This is a genomic window from Aeromonas sp. s1(2024) (genome assembly GCF_040908005.1).
Taxonomy (GTDB): Bacteria; Pseudomonadota; Gammaproteobacteria; order Enterobacterales; family Aeromonadaceae; genus Aeromonas; species Aeromonas caviae.
Genome location: NZ_JBFOCW010000048.1, coordinates 1 through 16,195 on the forward strand (window position 1 = coordinate 1; position 16,195 = coordinate 16,195).

14 protein-coding genes are annotated in these 16,195 nt (G+C 62.5%); 9 read left to right on the top strand and 5 right to left on the bottom strand.

Annotation, left to right across the window (positions count from 1 at the left end; genetic code table 11):
• Positions 1–142: 142 nt before the first annotated feature.
• The gene (mdtH, locus tag AB5Y70_RS11665) at positions 143–1,336 is read right to left on the bottom strand and encodes a multidrug efflux MFS transporter MdtH (RefSeq protein ID WP_029314794.1); all 1,194 of its coding nucleotides are present in this window, start codon (positions 1,334–1,336) and stop codon (positions 143–145) included.
• A gap of 202 nt (positions 1,337–1,538) precedes the next feature.
• Between mdtH and AB5Y70_RS11670 the strand changes: the two genes are divergently transcribed.
• Entirely contained in the window at positions 1,539–2,438 is a 900-nt protein-coding gene (locus AB5Y70_RS11670; RefSeq protein ID WP_029314793.1) for a LysR family transcriptional regulator, read from the top strand.
• 57 nt (positions 2,439–2,495) lie between these two features.
• On the opposite strand, the gene AB5Y70_RS11675 is transcribed toward AB5Y70_RS11670, so the two are convergent.
• Complete coding sequence (locus AB5Y70_RS11675) at positions 2,496–4,268, bottom strand: M4 family metallopeptidase (protein WP_111896788.1); 1,773 nt, start codon at positions 4,266–4,268, stop codon at positions 2,496–2,498.
• A 350-nt stretch (positions 4,269–4,618) separates the two neighbouring features.
• Between AB5Y70_RS11675 and AB5Y70_RS11680 the strand changes: the two genes are divergently transcribed.
• From AB5Y70_RS11680 to putP, 8 genes are all read left to right on the top strand, one after another.
• Entirely contained in the window at positions 4,619–5,173 is a 555-nt protein-coding gene (locus AB5Y70_RS11680) for a GNAT family N-acetyltransferase (protein ID WP_048206978.1), read from the top strand.
• Between the two features lie 37 nt (positions 5,174–5,210).
• Entirely contained in the window at positions 5,211–5,765 is a 555-nt protein-coding gene (locus AB5Y70_RS11685) for a GNAT family N-acetyltransferase (protein WP_041212415.1), read from the top strand.
• 174 nt (positions 5,766–5,939) lie between these two features.
• Positions 5,940–7,046 carry a 1-acyl-sn-glycerol-3-phosphate acyltransferase gene (locus AB5Y70_RS11690; protein ID WP_010675527.1) on the top strand — a complete coding sequence of 369 codons (1,107 nt, stop codon included), beginning with the start codon at positions 5,940–5,942 and terminating at the stop codon, positions 7,044–7,046.
• 309 nt (positions 7,047–7,355) lie between these two features.
• Entirely contained in the window at positions 7,356–7,826 is a 471-nt protein-coding gene (locus AB5Y70_RS11695) for a YhcH/YjgK/YiaL family protein (RefSeq protein ID WP_052815909.1), read from the top strand.
• 218 nt (positions 7,827–8,044) lie between these two features.
• On the top strand, positions 8,045–9,244 hold the full coding sequence (locus AB5Y70_RS11700; RefSeq protein WP_069652036.1) for an acetate kinase: 1,200 nt from the start codon (positions 8,045–8,047) through the stop codon (positions 9,242–9,244).
• Between the two features lie 131 nt (positions 9,245–9,375).
• On the top strand, positions 9,376–10,617 hold the full coding sequence (locus AB5Y70_RS11705) for a mechanosensitive ion channel family protein (protein WP_052815905.1): 1,242 nt from the start codon (positions 9,376–9,378) through the stop codon (positions 10,615–10,617).
• Between the two features lie 185 nt (positions 10,618–10,802).
• Positions 10,803–11,729, top strand: coding sequence for a L,D-transpeptidase family protein (locus AB5Y70_RS11710; protein ID WP_052815902.1), 927 nt, complete (start codon positions 10,803–10,805; stop codon positions 11,727–11,729).
• Positions 11,730–12,003: 274 nt separating this feature from the next.
• Positions 12,004–13,512 carry a sodium/proline symporter PutP gene (gene putP / locus AB5Y70_RS11715; protein ID WP_045525661.1) on the top strand — a complete coding sequence of 503 codons (1,509 nt, stop codon included), beginning with the start codon at positions 12,004–12,006 and terminating at the stop codon, positions 13,510–13,512.
• Between the two features lie 125 nt (positions 13,513–13,637).
• On the opposite strand, the gene AB5Y70_RS11720 is transcribed toward putP, so the two are convergent.
• The 3 genes from AB5Y70_RS11720 to AB5Y70_RS11730 form a co-directional block, all read right to left on the bottom strand.
• Entirely contained in the window at positions 13,638–14,189 is a 552-nt protein-coding gene (locus AB5Y70_RS11720) for an NAD(P)H-dependent oxidoreductase (RefSeq protein WP_052815900.1), read from the bottom strand.
• Positions 14,190–14,243: 54 nt separating this feature from the next.
• The gene (locus AB5Y70_RS11725) at positions 14,244–14,675 is read right to left on the bottom strand and encodes a MerR family transcriptional regulator (protein WP_052815914.1); all 432 of its coding nucleotides are present in this window, start codon (positions 14,673–14,675) and stop codon (positions 14,244–14,246) included.
• Between the two features lie 474 nt (positions 14,676–15,149).
• The gene (locus AB5Y70_RS11730) at positions 15,150–15,884 is read right to left on the bottom strand and encodes a hypothetical protein (protein ID WP_162629644.1); all 735 of its coding nucleotides are present in this window, start codon (positions 15,882–15,884) and stop codon (positions 15,150–15,152) included.
• Between the last annotated feature and the right edge of the window lie 311 nt (positions 15,885–16,195).

Consider the following 16,195-nt stretch of genomic DNA (forward strand, 5'->3'; position numbering starts at 1 on the left):
ATGTTCTTCCAGATGGCGGCAGTCTGGTTGGCGAACTGGTGGGCCACCCGCTTGCGACCGTCGTCGTCGCGCAGGTGCTGGGCATCGACCGGCAGCCTTCAAGAGAAGGGCGCCCGGGGTAGACGGGATGATTGCCAGAGGATCAGGCGTTGACCCCTGCCAGGCGGGAGCCGCGCTGGAAGCAGTTGGCCAGCAGCAGCAAGGTGGTGACACCGACGGTGCCGAGCACCAGCCAGGGCAACCAGGGTTGCCCCTGGGCCATGGCGTAGTCGTGCAGAGCACCGCCCCCCACGTAACCCGTCATGCCCCCGAGCGCCAGCCCCAGTCGGCTGAAGCCCATGTAGCTGCCCCGCGCCCCCGGTTGTGCCAGCTTGGTCATCAGGGTTTCCCGCGCCGGCTCGGCGATGACGATGCCAAGGTAGAAGCAGGCGAGCAGCAGGAAGACGGCGGGCAAGGTGGTAGCAAAGGCCACCAGCCCGATCCCCGTGGTCATCAGCAGCACCCCCGCCATCAGGCGGTTCTCCAGCTTGAAGTGGCGCTCGCCGAACCGGGCAAGGGGGTAGAGCAGGGCCAGGGAGATGGCCGTCTCCAGGGTATACATCCAGCCCACCGCCGTGGTGCTGCCCGCCATCTGTTTGACCAGAATGGGGAAGATCAGCATGACCTGCACCCAGAGCGCGTAGTAGCCGCTTAAGATCAGCACCAGTCGGCAGAAGGCCTTGTCCGCCAGCACCTGGCCGAGGCCGTCCCGGATCGGCGTCGGGCGCACCGAAAGCTTGTAGGGGGGCAGGATCAGCAGGTTGCACAGGGCGGCGCAGACGAAGAGGCCGGCACCCAGCAGGCAGACATATTCAAAATCGAAGTTGAGCAGCCAACTGCCGAGCAGGGCTCCCACCACGGCGCCGGCGCTCTCCAGCATCATCAGCAGGGAGATGTAGCGACCCCGCTCCCGTGGCCGGGTGAACTTGATCACCAGGGCGGCGCGGGGGGGATCGAACAGGCAGCCACCCAGCCCCGAGATGATGCAGGAGAGGATCAGTTCCAATCCGCTCTGGGCATAGGCCAGGCTGGCAAACCCCAGCGCCCGCAGCAGCATGCCGCAGACGATGAGGGGGCGCGCCCCGAACTTGTCGGCGAGGGAGCCGCCAAAGACCCCCAGCCCTTGCTGGGTAAGCTGACGCAGCCCCAGTGCCAGTCCCACCACACCGGCGGCCCAGCCCAGTTGGTCGACGAAGCGCAGGCTGATCATGGGCATCACCACGAAGAAGCCCAGGATCACCAGCAGGGAATCCAATGCCAAGAACCACCGCCCCAACCGCCTCGCCCGATCCACCATGACCCTGATACCTCTGTTTGCTTCGCTGATATTGTTGTCTTTCTTGCCCGAACGGCGCCGTCACCAAACAGAGCCAAGGGGGATGACAACTCCCTGGCTCGGTGGCGTTCAGCCGGTTCATGACGATTGATGCTGCTATTCTGGTGGGGCTCCAGATATAGTGGTAGCCGACAACTGGCTATATTTCATATTGGATTTGGTTATGGCTATGACCCTCGACGATTTGCAACTGCTGCTGGACGTGGCCAACCGTGGCAGCTTCAGCAAGGTGGCCGCCATTCGCGGCTGGTCACAACCCATGGTGAGCCAGCGCATTGCCGTGCTGGAGCAGGAGCTGGGCCAGTCCCTGTTCCGTCGCCATCGTCGGGGGGCCACCCCGACCCCGGCCTGCGAGCAGTTTCTGCCTGCCGCGACCGCGGCCCTGAGCGCACTGGAAGGGGGGCGGCTGGCGATGCAGGGGGCGCCTGCATTGCCGCGGATCCGGCTCTCCTGCCTCCCCTCCCTGACCACGGCGGTGTTCGGCCCCCTGCTGCTGGCCCTGGTGGACGAGACCTTCGAGATCCGCTGCAACACGGATCACTCTGGCATCATCATGCAGGAGTTGCTGACCGGCGAGACCGACGTGGGCTTTATTCTCAAGTGCCCTGCCATCGCGGGCATCCAGCTCGAACTGCTTTACCGTTCCCCGATCATCGCCGTGGCCTGCGCCACCCACCCGCTGGCCGGGCGGCAGGGGCTGACCCTGCAGGACATTGCCAACGAGCGGCTGGCGCCCCAGCAGTGGGGGACGGGCTGCGACGAGCTGATCCTGCAGTTACGCCTGCTGCGCCAGGTGGCGAGCCCGCTGCACGCCATCCAGCCAGCGAGTGCGGCGCGGGAGCTGGCGCTGGAGCACGGCTTCATCACCCTGATGCCGGCGCTCGCCATCACCCGGGATCTGGAGTTCGGTCGCCTGGTGAAGCTGGACGTGGTGGATTTGCCACCGGATCACTGGGACGTGATGATGGCCTGGCGCAGCGGCAAGCGCCCCAATCCCGCCAAGGAGCGGGTGCTGGAGGCGGCCCGTACCCTGGCCCGGCGCTGGTCGGGCAAGCGGACATAAAAAAGCGCCGGACCAGGCCGGCGCTCTTCGCTTATTCCCCTTGATGCCCGCTCAGACTCAGTAGCTGGCCTTGAGGGTGACGCCGGAGAAGGCGCTGAACCCGCTCAGCTGCACGTGCCAGGTCCCCGCCTTGGGGGCGTTCAGGGTACAGGTTTCGGCATTGCCGCTCTTGTAGGGGCGGCAGTCATAGCTGCTGGCGGTCGGCGCGCTGCCGAACTTCACGTAGAGATCCGCATCCCCGTTGCCGCCGCTGCTGGTCACCACCAGCTGGCTTCTGCCGGCGGGCACCTCGACGGTGAAGTTCAGCTTGCCCCCCTTGGCGGCGGTGAGATTGCTCACCGGTACCCCGCTTTGCAGCACGCTGCCCGGTTGGGGCGTGGTGCCGGCGCAGGTGGCATTGACCCCGACGGCGGTGAAGGCGGCTGCCACGTCGCTCACGCTGTAACCGAGATCCGTGGCGGCCCTGGTCACCCCGCACGCCCCCTGATCGAAGGTGGTGTTGGGGCCCCAGTAGAGGCGGTTGGCCAGCACGAACACCTCGAACGCCTTGCGGGTTTGCCAACCGCTGGTGTTGGCCAGCAGGTAGAAGGCGCGGTTGTAGACCCCGGAGCTGTGGTGCACGTCGATGCCGTCATAGTAATCGCTGGCATGGCCGATGGACTTGCCGTCCCGGGCCGGGTCCTCGAAGTAGCGCAAGGAGCCGTTGCCCTTGAAGATCTGGGCCCCCACCAGCCAGTCGTTGCTGCCCTTCATGTAGTATTCGGCCGCTTCCCCCGCCATGTCGGAGAAGGCCTCGTTGATGCCGCCGGACTGACCGGAGTAGACCAGCCCTGAGTTCTGCTCGGTGAAGCCATGGCTCACCTCGTGGGCCGCCACATCCAGGCTCACCAGTGGATAGAAGGTGGTGGCCCCGTCGCCGAAGGTCATCTGGCTGCCGTCCCAGAAGGCGTTCTCGTAGTTGCGGCTGTAGTGCACCCGCATCTTGAGCTTGAAGCTCAGCGGTGCCGTGTTGTACCAGTTGCGGTACATGTCGAACACCACGTTGCCGAAGTAGTGGGCATCGTTGAGAGGAGAGTAAGCACCGTTGATCTCCTTGACCGTGTTCTCCGGGCAGGTGAACTGGTGGATGGCGCCCCCCGTGGTGCCGTGATTCATGTTGAGGGTGTCCACGTTGGTCCCCGTCATGCGGCAGTTGTCATCCACCTGCAGGGGGCCAAAGTCGGCGCCGTAGAAATACTTGCCGGTCTTGACGTTGCCCCCCGGGCCGGTGGCGTCCTTGTGGTTGATCCCCTCCCAGCGTTTGAGCTCGCTGCCGGTCTGGGCGTCGATCATCACGAAGGGGCGGCTCGGTTCCTTGCTGGCGGCGAGCCAGGAGACCAGATAGACCAGTCTGGCCTGGCCGGTCTCATCCTGCATCACGAACAGCTTGACCTGTTCGTTGCTCCCCTTGGCACCGCTGCGAGCCTGGCGTGCGGCGTCGCTGGCGGAGAGGGCAACGGCCGGGCCCGTCAGGTCGGCATCGATCTTGCGCAGCATGGTGCCGGACACCTGATTGACCTGGCCCCCCAGCGCCTGATCGGCCACCAGGACCTGGCCCCACACCGGAATCCCCTGCCAGGTCTGCTCATAGCGTATCCGCTGCTGGCCATTGGGCAGCGTCACCGCCCGCACCTTGCGAAACTCGCCATCCCCGGCGCCAAGGGCGCCAATCTTGGCGGCGCCACTCACCGCACCGGCCAGGTCCGAGACCTGGTTCACTTCCACCTGTTCTGCCGCCATGGCGGCGCTTCCCCAGCAGGCCAGCATGACGGCCAAATAGACTTTGTTCATCTCGTCTTTCCTTAGTCGATGAAGATTACACGCCGGGTCCGTTGCCCGGCGCTCTTACACTAGTGGGAAGGGGGAAAATAACGGCCTGTCATTTGTCACAGGGCAGCGAAAACAGGTAGCACGATTCACTTTTACAGCGCCAATCATCCACAAATACTGGTAATGGCAGCATGTTGAACCGCTGCGAGGGGTGATTGATGACCTGGGGGCAAGGTGCCCGCATGGGGATCGCCATATGGGGGTTGCCAGCGGGGAAGCCGGTTGAAAAGTCCTTGGCAAACAAGGGATTGATTGACTACATTGGCTCCCATGACGGCAGGTGGCCGGAGCGGAACCGGGGAGGAGTGGCGATGTTTTCATGGCAACTGGATGACGAGCTGGCGCTCCTGTTCCTGCAACCCGACATGGCCAGCGAGCTGTTTCGCCTCTGCCAGCGCAACCGCGATTACCTCTCCCAGTGGCTGCCCTGGGTGCCCCACATCCAGCAGCCCGCCGACAGCGCCACCTTCATTCGCCACTCCATCGAGAAGTTTGCCCGGGGGGAGGGGCTGACCACGGCCATCGAGTATCAGGGGGAGGTGGTCGGCGTCATCGGTTACAACCAGATCGATCAGGATCTCAGCAAGGTGACCATCGGCTACTGGCTGGCGGAGCGCTGGCAGGGGCACGGCATCATCACCCGGGCCTGCCAGGCCTTGATCCATCACGCCTTCGAGGAGATGGGGATGGAGAAGGTAGAGATCAGCGCCGCCCTCGAGAACGAGGCGAGCCGGGCCGTGTGCGAGCGGCTGGGAATGACCCAGGAGGGGATCACCCGGCGGGCGGAGCGGCTGGCGGACAGGGTGGTGGATCATGTGCACTACGGCCTGCTGCGGGACGAGTGGCTGAGGCTGAGGGATCTCTGATGACCTTCCTGTCCGCTTCCAACCTCCTGAGGGTGAGATGACGACGCTGCCACACATTGCCACCCCCCGTACCCGGCTGACCGTGCTGACCCCGGAGCGGGCCTGCCTGATGGTGGATTTCTATCTGCGCAATCGCGCCCACCTGTCCCCCTGGGAGCCCAGGCGGGAGGAGAGCTTCTACACCCTCGCCCACTGGCAGACCCGCTTGCGCGACGGTTACGGCCACTATTTCGAGGGCAGTGCCGTGCAACTGGTGGCGCTCGATCCCAGGGGGGAGCGGGTGCTCGCCACCTGCAATTTCACGAACATTGTGATGGGCATGTTCAAGGCGTGCCACCTGGGCTATGCCATCGACAAGGAGCACGAGGGGCAGGGCCTGATGCAGGAGGTGGTGGCCGCCGGCATCGATCACCTGTTCCGGGAGCGGGGCCTGCATCGCATCATGGCCAGCTACATGCCCGCGAACCTGCGAAGCGGCGCGCTCCTCGAACGGCTGGGGTTCGAGCAGGAGGGTTACGCTCGGGACTATCTGATGATCAACGGCCGCTGGGAGGACCACGTCCTCACCGCGCTCATCAATCCCGCTGGCTAGCAGAGCCGTTGTCGAAAGGAGGGCTGGCGGGTGACCGCCATCGCTTTTTCACTGCAAGATCGCACTATCTGTACGCCTCTCATACCCCTGGGGATAAAAGCGTGTAAAATTGCGCCCTGAATTTTCCCGGCCGGCAGACGCAGGCCGCGACTCCATACATGCAAGGCAGACATTGTGACAGAAGTAGATAGATTCGCGGACATTCGCCCCTATCGCGATGAAGAAGTGCCGGCTGCCATCGAGCGGCTGATCCAGGATGACGAGTTTATCGGCGCCATCGCCAAATACCGCTTCGGTTCCCTGATGAGCTGGCTGGGCTGGGCCATTCGCCCGCTGATCCGCCAGTTCCTGCGCCACAAGTGGGCCAAGGTCAGCACCATCCATCAGGTACAGATGGGGGTGACCCGCTACATGACCCGGATGATCGCCACCTCCACCCAGGGAGTGAGCTTCTCCGGGCTCGAACACCTCAAGAAGGAGCAAGGCTACCTGTTCGTCTCCAACCACAGGGACATCGCCATGGATCCGGCGTTCGTCAACTGGGGGCTGCACACCCATGGTTTCGATACCGTGCGCATCGCCATCGGCGACAACCTGCTGCGCAAGCCCTGCGCCACCGAGCTGATGAAGCTCAACAAGAGCTTCATCGTCAAGCGCTCCGCCAAGGGGCCGCGGGAGATGATGAAGGCCCTCGGCGAGCTGTCGGCCTACATCGGCCAGTCGGTGCATGAGGGGCACTCCATCTGGATCGCCCAGAAGGAGGGGCGCGCCAAGGACGGGGATGACAAGACGGATCCAGCCATCCTCAAGATGTTCTACGTGGACGGCAAGAAGCAGAAGATCGAGTTCGTCGACTACATGCGCAGCCTCAACATCGTGCCGGTGAGCATCAGCTACGAGCTGGATCCCACCGACAAGGCCAAGGCGCGCGAGCTCTACGAGAAGTCGGTCAACGGCAGCTACGAGAAGGGCGAGTTCGAGGACATCGAGAGTATCGTCGCGGGCATCGTCGGCCAGAAGGGGCGGGTACATGTCTCCTTCGGCGCCCCCATCACCGAGGGCTTCAGCGATCCGGACGAGCTGGCGGCGCTCATCGACAAGGCGATCTGGAGCAGCTATCGCCTCTTCCCGGGCAACTACCTCGCGGCGGATGTGCCCGGCAAGGCCAGCACCATAGAGCAGAGCGCCTTCCTGACTCGCCAGTCCGAGGTGCCACAAGAGCACAAGGCCATCTGGCGCGCCATGTACGCCAAGCCGGTGGAAAACGCCGGCAAGGTTTGAATGGTACCGCTTTGAGCGGGTGATGGAAAAAAAACGGGAGCAGATGCTCCCGTTTTTGCGTCTGGTCAAAGTCGGGGGAGATTGGGTAGTGAATAATATTGTTTCAACTGGTACGATCATCGGGTAAATGGGCGAGTATCTCTTGGCAGGGGCGGACGAGTATGCAACAGTGACTCGGCGCCATCGGCTAGGAAGCGACAGCGCCCCCGTCTGCACGGATGGCAGACGAGACGATAAAAGGACCTTCAATGGTCCTTTTTCATTGGTGCACAAAGATAGACCACAGATATATCTAAGGATGCGAACCTCATGATCACCGGCAGTCTGGATACCTTGCAACGCACCCCCTTGCCCGCCCCCCTGAACCGTATCGTGGCCGAGGTGGTGCAAAGCGTCGAACGCTGGCTGCACGCCCCCCTCGGCAAGCAGGAGGTCGACGGCCTCATGCTGTTCTGCCTGGTGAGCGAGGATTTGACAGAGCCGGTGGTGGATCGCCGGGGCGAGTTTCATGAGCAGTATCTGGACATCCAGCTGCTGCTGCGCGGCGAGGAGTGGATCGGCGTGGGCCCTCACGCCTACAGCCGGGACGGTGCCGACCATCCTCACCCCGATCTCTGGTTCGTCGATGACGAGCAGACCAGTTATCTGGCGTTGCAGCCCGGCGACTTCGCCATCTTCTGGCCGGGAGAACTGCATCGCCCCCTCTGTACCCTGACGACCCCAGGTCCGGTCAAGAAGCTGGTCGTCAAGGTTCACCAGTCGCTGCTGACCGGCGCCTGAGTGGCATTCGGGGCCTGGAGTCCCGAGTGATTGGGCCAACAGAGGCCCGTTGCGAATCGCTGATTCGACGCGCGCGCCAGACGAACGGTCTGCGCCCAACGATTTGAAAAATTGGACGCACCCTCCTGCGACCATAAGCCCCCGGCAGGGGAATCCCATCCATCGCTGGATGACACGACACTGTCGGCGTAAAGCCGAAGCACAGGAAGATGTAGAACATGAGCAAGTTGGTATTGATCCTTAACTGCGGTAGCTCTTCCCTGAAATTTGCCGTAATGGACGCTGAAACGGGCGAGGACATGCTGTCCGGCCTGGCCGAATGCTTCAATCTGGATGACGCACGTATCAAATGGAAACTCCACGGGGTCAAGGGCGACGCCATGCTGGGCGCCGGTGCCGCGCACCAGGAAGCCCTCGACCACATCGTGGGCCACATCCTGCCCCAGGATCCCGCCCTGGCCGATCAGCTGGTCGCCATCGGCCATCGCATCGTGCACGGCGGCGAGCAGTTCTCCCGTTCCGTTCGCATCGATGAGGGCGTGATCGCCGGCATCGAGGCCGCCATTCCGTTTGCCCCCCTGCACAACCCGGCGCACCTCATCGGCATCCGTGCCGCCCTCAAGGTGTTCCCGGCCCTGGCCGACAAGAACGTGGCCGTGTTTGACACCGCCTTCCACCAGACCCTGCCAGAGGAAGCCTACCTCTACGCGCTGCCCTACAAACTCTATCGCGAGAACGGCATCCGTCGTTACGGCGCCCACGGCACCTCCCACCGCTTCATCGCCGAAGAGACCGCCAAGGCGCTGGGCAAACCGCTCCATGAGCTCAACATCATCAACTGCCACCTGGGCAACGGTGCCTCCGTCTGCGCCATCAAGAACGGCGAGTCCGTCGACACCTCCATGGGGCTGACCCCGCTGGAAGGGCTGGCGATGGGCACCCGCTCCGGTGACATCGACCCTGCCATCGTCTTCTTCATGCACGACAACCTGGGTTACAGCGTGGACAAGATCAACCAGGTGCTGACCCGCGAATCCGGCCTGCTGGGCATGACCGAGGAGAGCAGCGACTGCCGCTACGTCACCGGCAACTACGCCACCGACGCCGGTGCCAAGCGTGCGCTGGATGTCTTCACCTATCGCGTTGCCAAGTACGTCGGTGCCTATGCTGCCGCCATGGATGGTCGCCTGGACGCCCTGGTGTTCACCGGCGGCATCGGCGAGAACGCCGCCATGGTGCGCGAGATGGTGCTGGCCCGACTGGCCCTGCTCGGCTTCAAGATCGACAAGGAGGCCAACAGCGCCGCCGTGCTGGGCGGTGAAGGCCCCATCACCGTCGAAGGCAGCCGTCTGGCCCTGGTGATGCCCACCAACGAAGAGCTGGTGATCGCTCGTGATGCCCTGAGCCTGGTCGGCTAAGGCACCCTCTGGTGATGACAACGCCCGGCCCCTGCCGGGCGTTGTCGTTTCGGCAATAGTGATCGGCCTGTCATTTGACATGGGGGACCAGATGCGTACCCTGACCGCTGTGTGATATTGCGGAGGTAACGATGAAAGAGATGTTTTTCAACTGGTTGTCAGGTCTGGGGGTCGATGTGACCCCCATGATGGCCCTGGTGATCGCCCTGGGGTTCATCGTGCTGACCGCCATGGTGCTGCACCTGGTGCTGCACCGCATCCTGCTGGTGCGCCTGGTGGGGCTGCTTGGCAAGACCAAGCAGATGTGGCTGCCGCCCCAGTTGCAGCAACGCCTCTTTTACCGGCTCGCCTTCGTGTTCCAGGGCGCCGTGCTGCTCGGTCAGGCGGAGATCTGGCTGCCCAAAGCGTCCGAGAGCCTGGCGCTTATCGAGTTGCTGGCCCAGCTCTGGATCCTGCTGTTCCTGCTGCTGGCCCTGTTCGCCCTGCTCGACTGCCTGCTCTCCCTGAGCCGGTATACCCGGCTTGGGCGGGATCTGCCCCTGCGCGGCATCTTCCAGGGGGTGAAACTGGTGGCCAGCATCCTGGTGGGCATCCTGATGATCGCCCTGCTGCTCGGCAAGTCGCCCCTCTTCCTGTTCAGCGGCCTGGGGGCCATGACCGCGGTCCTGATGCTGGTGTTCAAGGACCCCATCCTCGGCCTGGTGGCGGGTATCCAGCTCTCCGCCAACCGCATGCTGAGCGTCGGTGACTGGCTGCAGATGGACAAGTACGGGGCGGACGGCGAGGTGACCGACATCGGCCTCACCACGGTCAAGGTGTCGAACTGGGACAAGACCATCACCACCATCCCCACCTATGCCCTCATCTCCGACTCCTTCAAGAACTGGCAGGGGATGACCGAATCCGGCGGGCGCCGCATCAAGCGCAGCGTCAACATCGACATGACCAGCGTGCGCTTCCTCACCTCGCAGGAGCAGTTGCAGCTCAAGCAGGCCAGGTTGCTGGCACCCTACCTCAGCCGCAAGGAGCAGGAGCTCAGCAGCTACAACCAGCAGCTCAGCGATGCCATCAGCTGCCCCATCAATGGTCGCCACCTCACCAACCTCGGCACCCTGCGCGCCTATCTGGACGCCTACCTGCGGGCCCATGCGGGCATTCGCAAGGACATGACCCTGATGGTGCGCCAGTTGGCACCGACCACGGACGGCCTGCCGCTGGAGATCTACTGCTTCACGGCGACCACCGCCTGGGCCGAGTATGAAGGGATACAGGCTGATATTTTCGACCACATATTTGCGATAATTGAGCAATTCCATCTACGTTTGCATCAGTCGCCAACCGGTTATGACATGCACAGTTGGAAAAACGGCTGATCCCGCTTATGACAAGGTGCCGCGGCGCGGCGCGGCACCGTATTTAATCACCGACCCGTCAGCACGTGGCGGTTGAAATTTGCATGGCAGAGGAGAAAAATGGCGGCCTTCTCTTCGCCCCGGGCGCGCCCGTCGCCTCCGCGCTGGCCAGAGTGCTGAACCACCCCCTTTATCACAGGAAAGTTATGAAGCTCCTCCACAACACGGCGGCCGCACTGTGCTGCTCCCTGATCCTGGCCGCCATGCCCGCCCTCGCCATCGAATATGCCCTGCCCGCAGCCAACAGCCGCCTGGTGGGGGAGAACCTGGACTACGTGGTGTCCCCGGAAGAGGCGGGCCAACCCCTGGAAGCGGCAGCGGCCAGATTCCAGCTCGGCTTGACCAACATGCTGGAAGCCAACCCCAAGGCGGACCCCCTGCTGCTGCAGGCGGGCGAGAAGCTGGTCGTGCCGCATCAGCTGATCCTGCCGGATGCCCCCCGTGAAGGCATCGTGCTGAACGTCGCCGAGATGCGCCTCTACTACTACCCCAGAGGCAAGAAGGTGGTGGAAGTGCTGCCGATTGGCATCGGCCAGCTCGGCACCGACACCCCGGAAGACTGGGTGACCAGCGTGCAGCGCAAGAAGGCGGGCCCGACCTGGACCCCGACCGCGAAGATGCACGCCGAGTACGCCGCCCGTGGCGAGACCCTGCCTGCTGTCTGGCCGGCCGGTCCGGACAACCCCATGGGGCTGTTCGCGCTCTACATCGGCAAGATGTACGCCATCCACGGTACCAACGCCCAGTTCGGCATCGGCCTGCGGGTGAGCCACGGCTGCGTGCGTCTGCGCAACGACGACATCGAGTACCTGTTCAAGCAGGTCCCGGTCGGTACCCGCGTCCAGTTCGTGAACCAGCCCATCAAGGCCTCTGTCGAGCCGGATGGCCGCCGCTACCTGGAAGTGCACCAGCCCCTCTCGCGCAACCAGGAGGAGTTCAACTCCAGCCTGCCGGCCCCGCTGCCCATGTCCACCGCCGTGACCCGCTTCATCGCCCACGCGGACAGCGACTCCCAGCTGGTCAAGCAGGCCCTGGAGCAGCGCAGCGGCATGCCTATCGCCATCAACCGCTGATCCCGCCCGTCGGTATTCCGAGCCCCGGCCACTGTCGGGGCTTTTTTATGGCGCGGGGGAGGGAATCATCAGGGTAAACCCTTGGCAGGTCGGGATAAAATCCGGCCTTATTGCAATTGAGTGGTTGCTTGGTTAGGTGTTAAACGTTTTCCATGTGTTTTTTATTTGTTAAAAGTGGTTGTGGTCCGGCGATCTGCTGATTACTCTAGGCCGGTTTTTTTAAGGAAGAGTCCGTCGCAAGAACGGGCACAGACGTCACATAACGGAGTTTTGAATGACAGCTAGCACCCCCATGCTCATCACCTTTCTGGTGTACATCCTCGGGATGGTGTTGATCGGCTTTATCGCCTATCGCGCCACCCGTAACTTTGACGACTACATTCTCGGCGGCCGCCGCATGGGGAGCTGGGTGACCGCCCTCTCCGCCGGTGCCTCCGACATGAGTGGCTGGCTCCTGATGGGCCTGCCTGGCGCCGTCTTCATCGGCGGCATCTCCGAGAGCTGGATCGCCATCGGCCTCATCATCGGCGCCTACTTCAACTGGCGCTGGGTGGCCGGTCGGCTGCGGGTTCACACCGAGAAGAACCGCAACGCCCTGACCCTGCCGGACTACTTCACCTACCGCTTCGAAGACAAGAGCCGGGTGCTGCGCATCCTCTCCGCCCTGGTGATCCTGCTGTTCTTCACCATCTACTGCGCCTCCGGCGTGGTGGCCGGTGCCCGCCTGTTCGAGAGCACCTTCGGCATGAGCTATGACACCGCCCTCTGGATCGGTGCCGCGGCCACCATCACCTACACCTTCTTCGGCGGCTTCCTCGCGGTAAGCTGGACCGACACCGTGCAGGCGACCCTGATGATCTTCGCCCTCATCCTGACTCCTGTGTTCGTCATCATCGCCGTGGGCGGCATCGACACCGCCATGGTGCAGGTGGCGGCGCAGAACGCCAGCAATCTCGACATGTTCAAGAACCTGGACTTCATCGCCATCATCTCTCTGATGGCCTGGGGCCTGGGCTACTTCGGCCAGCCCCACATCCTGGCGCGCTTCATGGCGGCGGACTCCCACCACTCCATGGCCAGCGCCCGTCGCATCAGCATGACCTGGATGGTGCTGTGCCTGGGTGGCGCCGTGGCCATCGGTTTCTTCGGCCTGGCCTACTTCTCCACCTTCACCGAGCAGGCGGGTGGCGTGACCGCCAACCCGGAGCGCGTCTTCATCGAGCTCTCCAAGATCCTGTTCAACCCCTGGATTGCCGGCGTGCTGCTCTCCGCCATCCTGGCGGCGGTCATGAGTACCCTCAGTTGCCAGCTGCTGGTCTGCTCCAGCGCCATCACCGAGGATCTCTACAAGCCCTTCCTGCGCAAGAACGCCTCCCAGAAAGAGCTGGTGTGGGTCGGCCGCGCCATGGTGCTGCTGATCGCCCTGGTGGCCATCGCCGTCGCCACCAACCCGGAAAACCGGGTGCTGGGGCTGGTGAGCTACGCCTGGGCCGGTTTCGGTGCCGCCTTCGGCCCCGTGGTGCTGCTCTCCGTGCTCTGGTCCCGCATGACCCGCAACGGCGCCCTGGCGGGCATGCTGGTCGGTGCCCTGACCGTCATCATCTGGAAGCAGTTCGGCTGGCTGGGTCTGTACGAAATCATCCCGGGCTTCCTGTTTGCCACCCTGGCCATCGTGCTGTTCAGCCTGTTGGACAAGGCCCCCTCCAAGGCCATGCAGGATCGCTTCGCAGAAGCCGAGCAGGAGTTCCAGAGCCCCATGGCAGACGCCATCGCGGCAAAATAACCCCCGCCTCGACGACAAAAGCCCCGCAACTGCGGGGCTTTTTAATGGGCAAAACATGCCCATGGCAGGGATTAGGCGGGGCGCCTGCCCAGCCGCTGCACATCCTGGCGGGCGGCGGCCCCGGCCTAGCTGAGCCAGCGCTGGCGGGCCCCCTCATCCGAGGTGTGGACGGGCCCCAGATGCTGGCGGTGGGTCAGCCGGATACCGCACAGCCCCAGCACCGGCTTGTCCAGGGTGCGATCCAGGGGGGCTCCCTGCCACCAGCGGTAATACCAGGGGGGGCTGTCCATGGTGAGCAGCAGGCGTGCCGTCTTGCCGGCGAGCAACTGCTCCGGGTACGCCTTCCCCGGCTGGTAGCGAAAGGCGAAACCCGGCAGCAGGGTGCGATCCAGCAGCCCCTTGAGCCGGGCTGGCAGGTGGCCCCACCAGACGGGGGCGACGATCACCAGATGGTGGGCCTGCGTCAGGCTCTGCTGCACCGACTGCAGATCGGGCTCGAGGGGCTGCACCTCGTCATAGCCATGGTGAAGATCCGGCGCGAAGGCGAGCTCCCCCACGTGATGCAGGGTGACGCGCGCGCCCCCTTGCTCGGCACTGCGGGCATACTCTCGGGCGAGGGCGTGGCAGAGGCTGTCGGGTTTGGGGTTGCCGTTGAGAACAAGCAGGTTGGGGGTCATGGTATGGCTCCTTGAAGTGAGCCCCCATTACACCCCTTGTCCCATGGGACAGAGTCAAGCCACCTTTTGACCCCGAGCCGCGGCGGCGGGATGATCCCGCCCGTCGGGGGATTGCCGCGCCGGGGCGCCATAGCGGCAGGGGTGCTGCGCCAGCAGCGTGGCGCACTGGCTCAAGCCCTGATGCTGGCGTTGCAGCCGGGCGACCTCCGCCGCGATCTGCGCCAGCTTGTCCGCGATAAGCTGCTCCACCTTCTGCCAGGGGAAGTGGTCGAGGCTGGTGACGCCCGCGAGCAGGGGAACCAGCTCCCCGAGCTTGCAGCCAAGCCGCTGGGCCTCGCGGATAAAGCCGACCCACTCCAGATCCTCGGCCCGGTAGACGCGATACTTGCCGCGCCGCCTGGGCTCGGGCAGCAGCCCGAGCTGCTCGTAGAGACGGACCGCCTTTGGGGTGGTGCCCGCCAGCCGGGCAAATTCACCGATATACATACTGCTGCTCGCAAAGGTGGTGTGAAAGGAGCCCACTATAGGTCAGTGGCAGGGGGGATTGAATACCCGAGGGGGAGGGCGCCATCGGTGCAGTGTGGGGAGGATAACGATGTGGAGCTGTGACGGCATCGCCGCATCCCTGACACGGCGCAGGGGCGGGATATGGCTTTGCCCTCGACGGGGTTTCGCCCGCTCTTCGGGCCGGGGAGAGTGACATTGGAAAGACCCAAAGCCACCAAAGGTCTTCTCCCCCGGCAAGCCGTCCGTTTCGCGGATTCCCTCGCCTACTTCATCGGGTCGGACGGAGCACCGCACACGGCACATCCCTGTGCCGCCTGCGGCTGCGCCGTCATCCATGACGGCGCTCCTGACCAGCTAAACTCGGCTCGGCGGCTTGCAGGGGGAAATACCCTGCCTGTCTGCGGCGAAGGAGGTTGGTGTCAGGTGATAACTAGATCTGTACACACCGCCTTATTAATCATCATCCCAACCTGCCCGTCCATCACAAAACTCACACCCAGACCACATAGTACCTTCAGACAGATTTGTAGATTCATCATTGCACCATTCGCATACTCCATAACTGTCTGTAACTGTGAAACACTCGGTGCACAAAAACTCGTTTGTACCCACCTCAACGACAGTTTCGTAACTGCAACATTCGCCACAATTAATGGGGAATGGATAATCTCCGCCATCTTTGACTGCTAGGTAAGCTTCTGTCTCGTCAACAAACTCTTCAAGTAACGAACTACTCCCGTGTTCCTCATTGCATGAGGAGCACGTAGCCGACGGTTCTCCATGAAAAAATAAAATTCCGTCATCACACTCTTTGCAGGCAATACGAATGCAGTTTTCTTTTAACCCGCAGACCAGACATTCCGAAAGATAAAGCTTTTTTAACTCGGTTTCGTGCTGTTCTGCTGTAAATCCGCAGGATGGACATTCTTGGAATTCGTAACCCTTATTCTCCAGTTCAGCTATGGCGGGTTTTAACTCATCAAACACGACTTTTAGAAATTCATGGTGCTCCCTTAGTTTGGCATCAATATCGGAAATTTGAGTTGACCACTCTTCAAAAACCGATTTCCATTGACCTAACAATAAATCATGCAGGAAATACCACGCCTTTAGCTGCTCCTTTACAATGCCACGAACTCTACGCTCATCAGCTTCTGATGTTTCGGCTTCATGGAAAAAGTGAACCATCTGATTCCTATGCTTTGAGACTGAGCGAAATGCATCGACCTGTTTGCCGGATAAGCCAGATTGAGCAACCTTATCTAAGGAAGGTGCGAATAAGCGGGGAAATTCTTCTCGGCTGACGCAGTCATTTCATTTCTTCATGTTTGAGCCGATTTTTTCTCCCGTAAATGCCTTGAATCAGCCTATTTAGACCGTTTCTTCGCCATTTAAGGCGTTATCCCCAGTTTTTAGTGAGATCTCTCCCACTGACGTATCATTTGGTCCGCCCGAAACAGGTTGGCCAGCGTGAATAACATCGCCAGTTGGTTATCGTT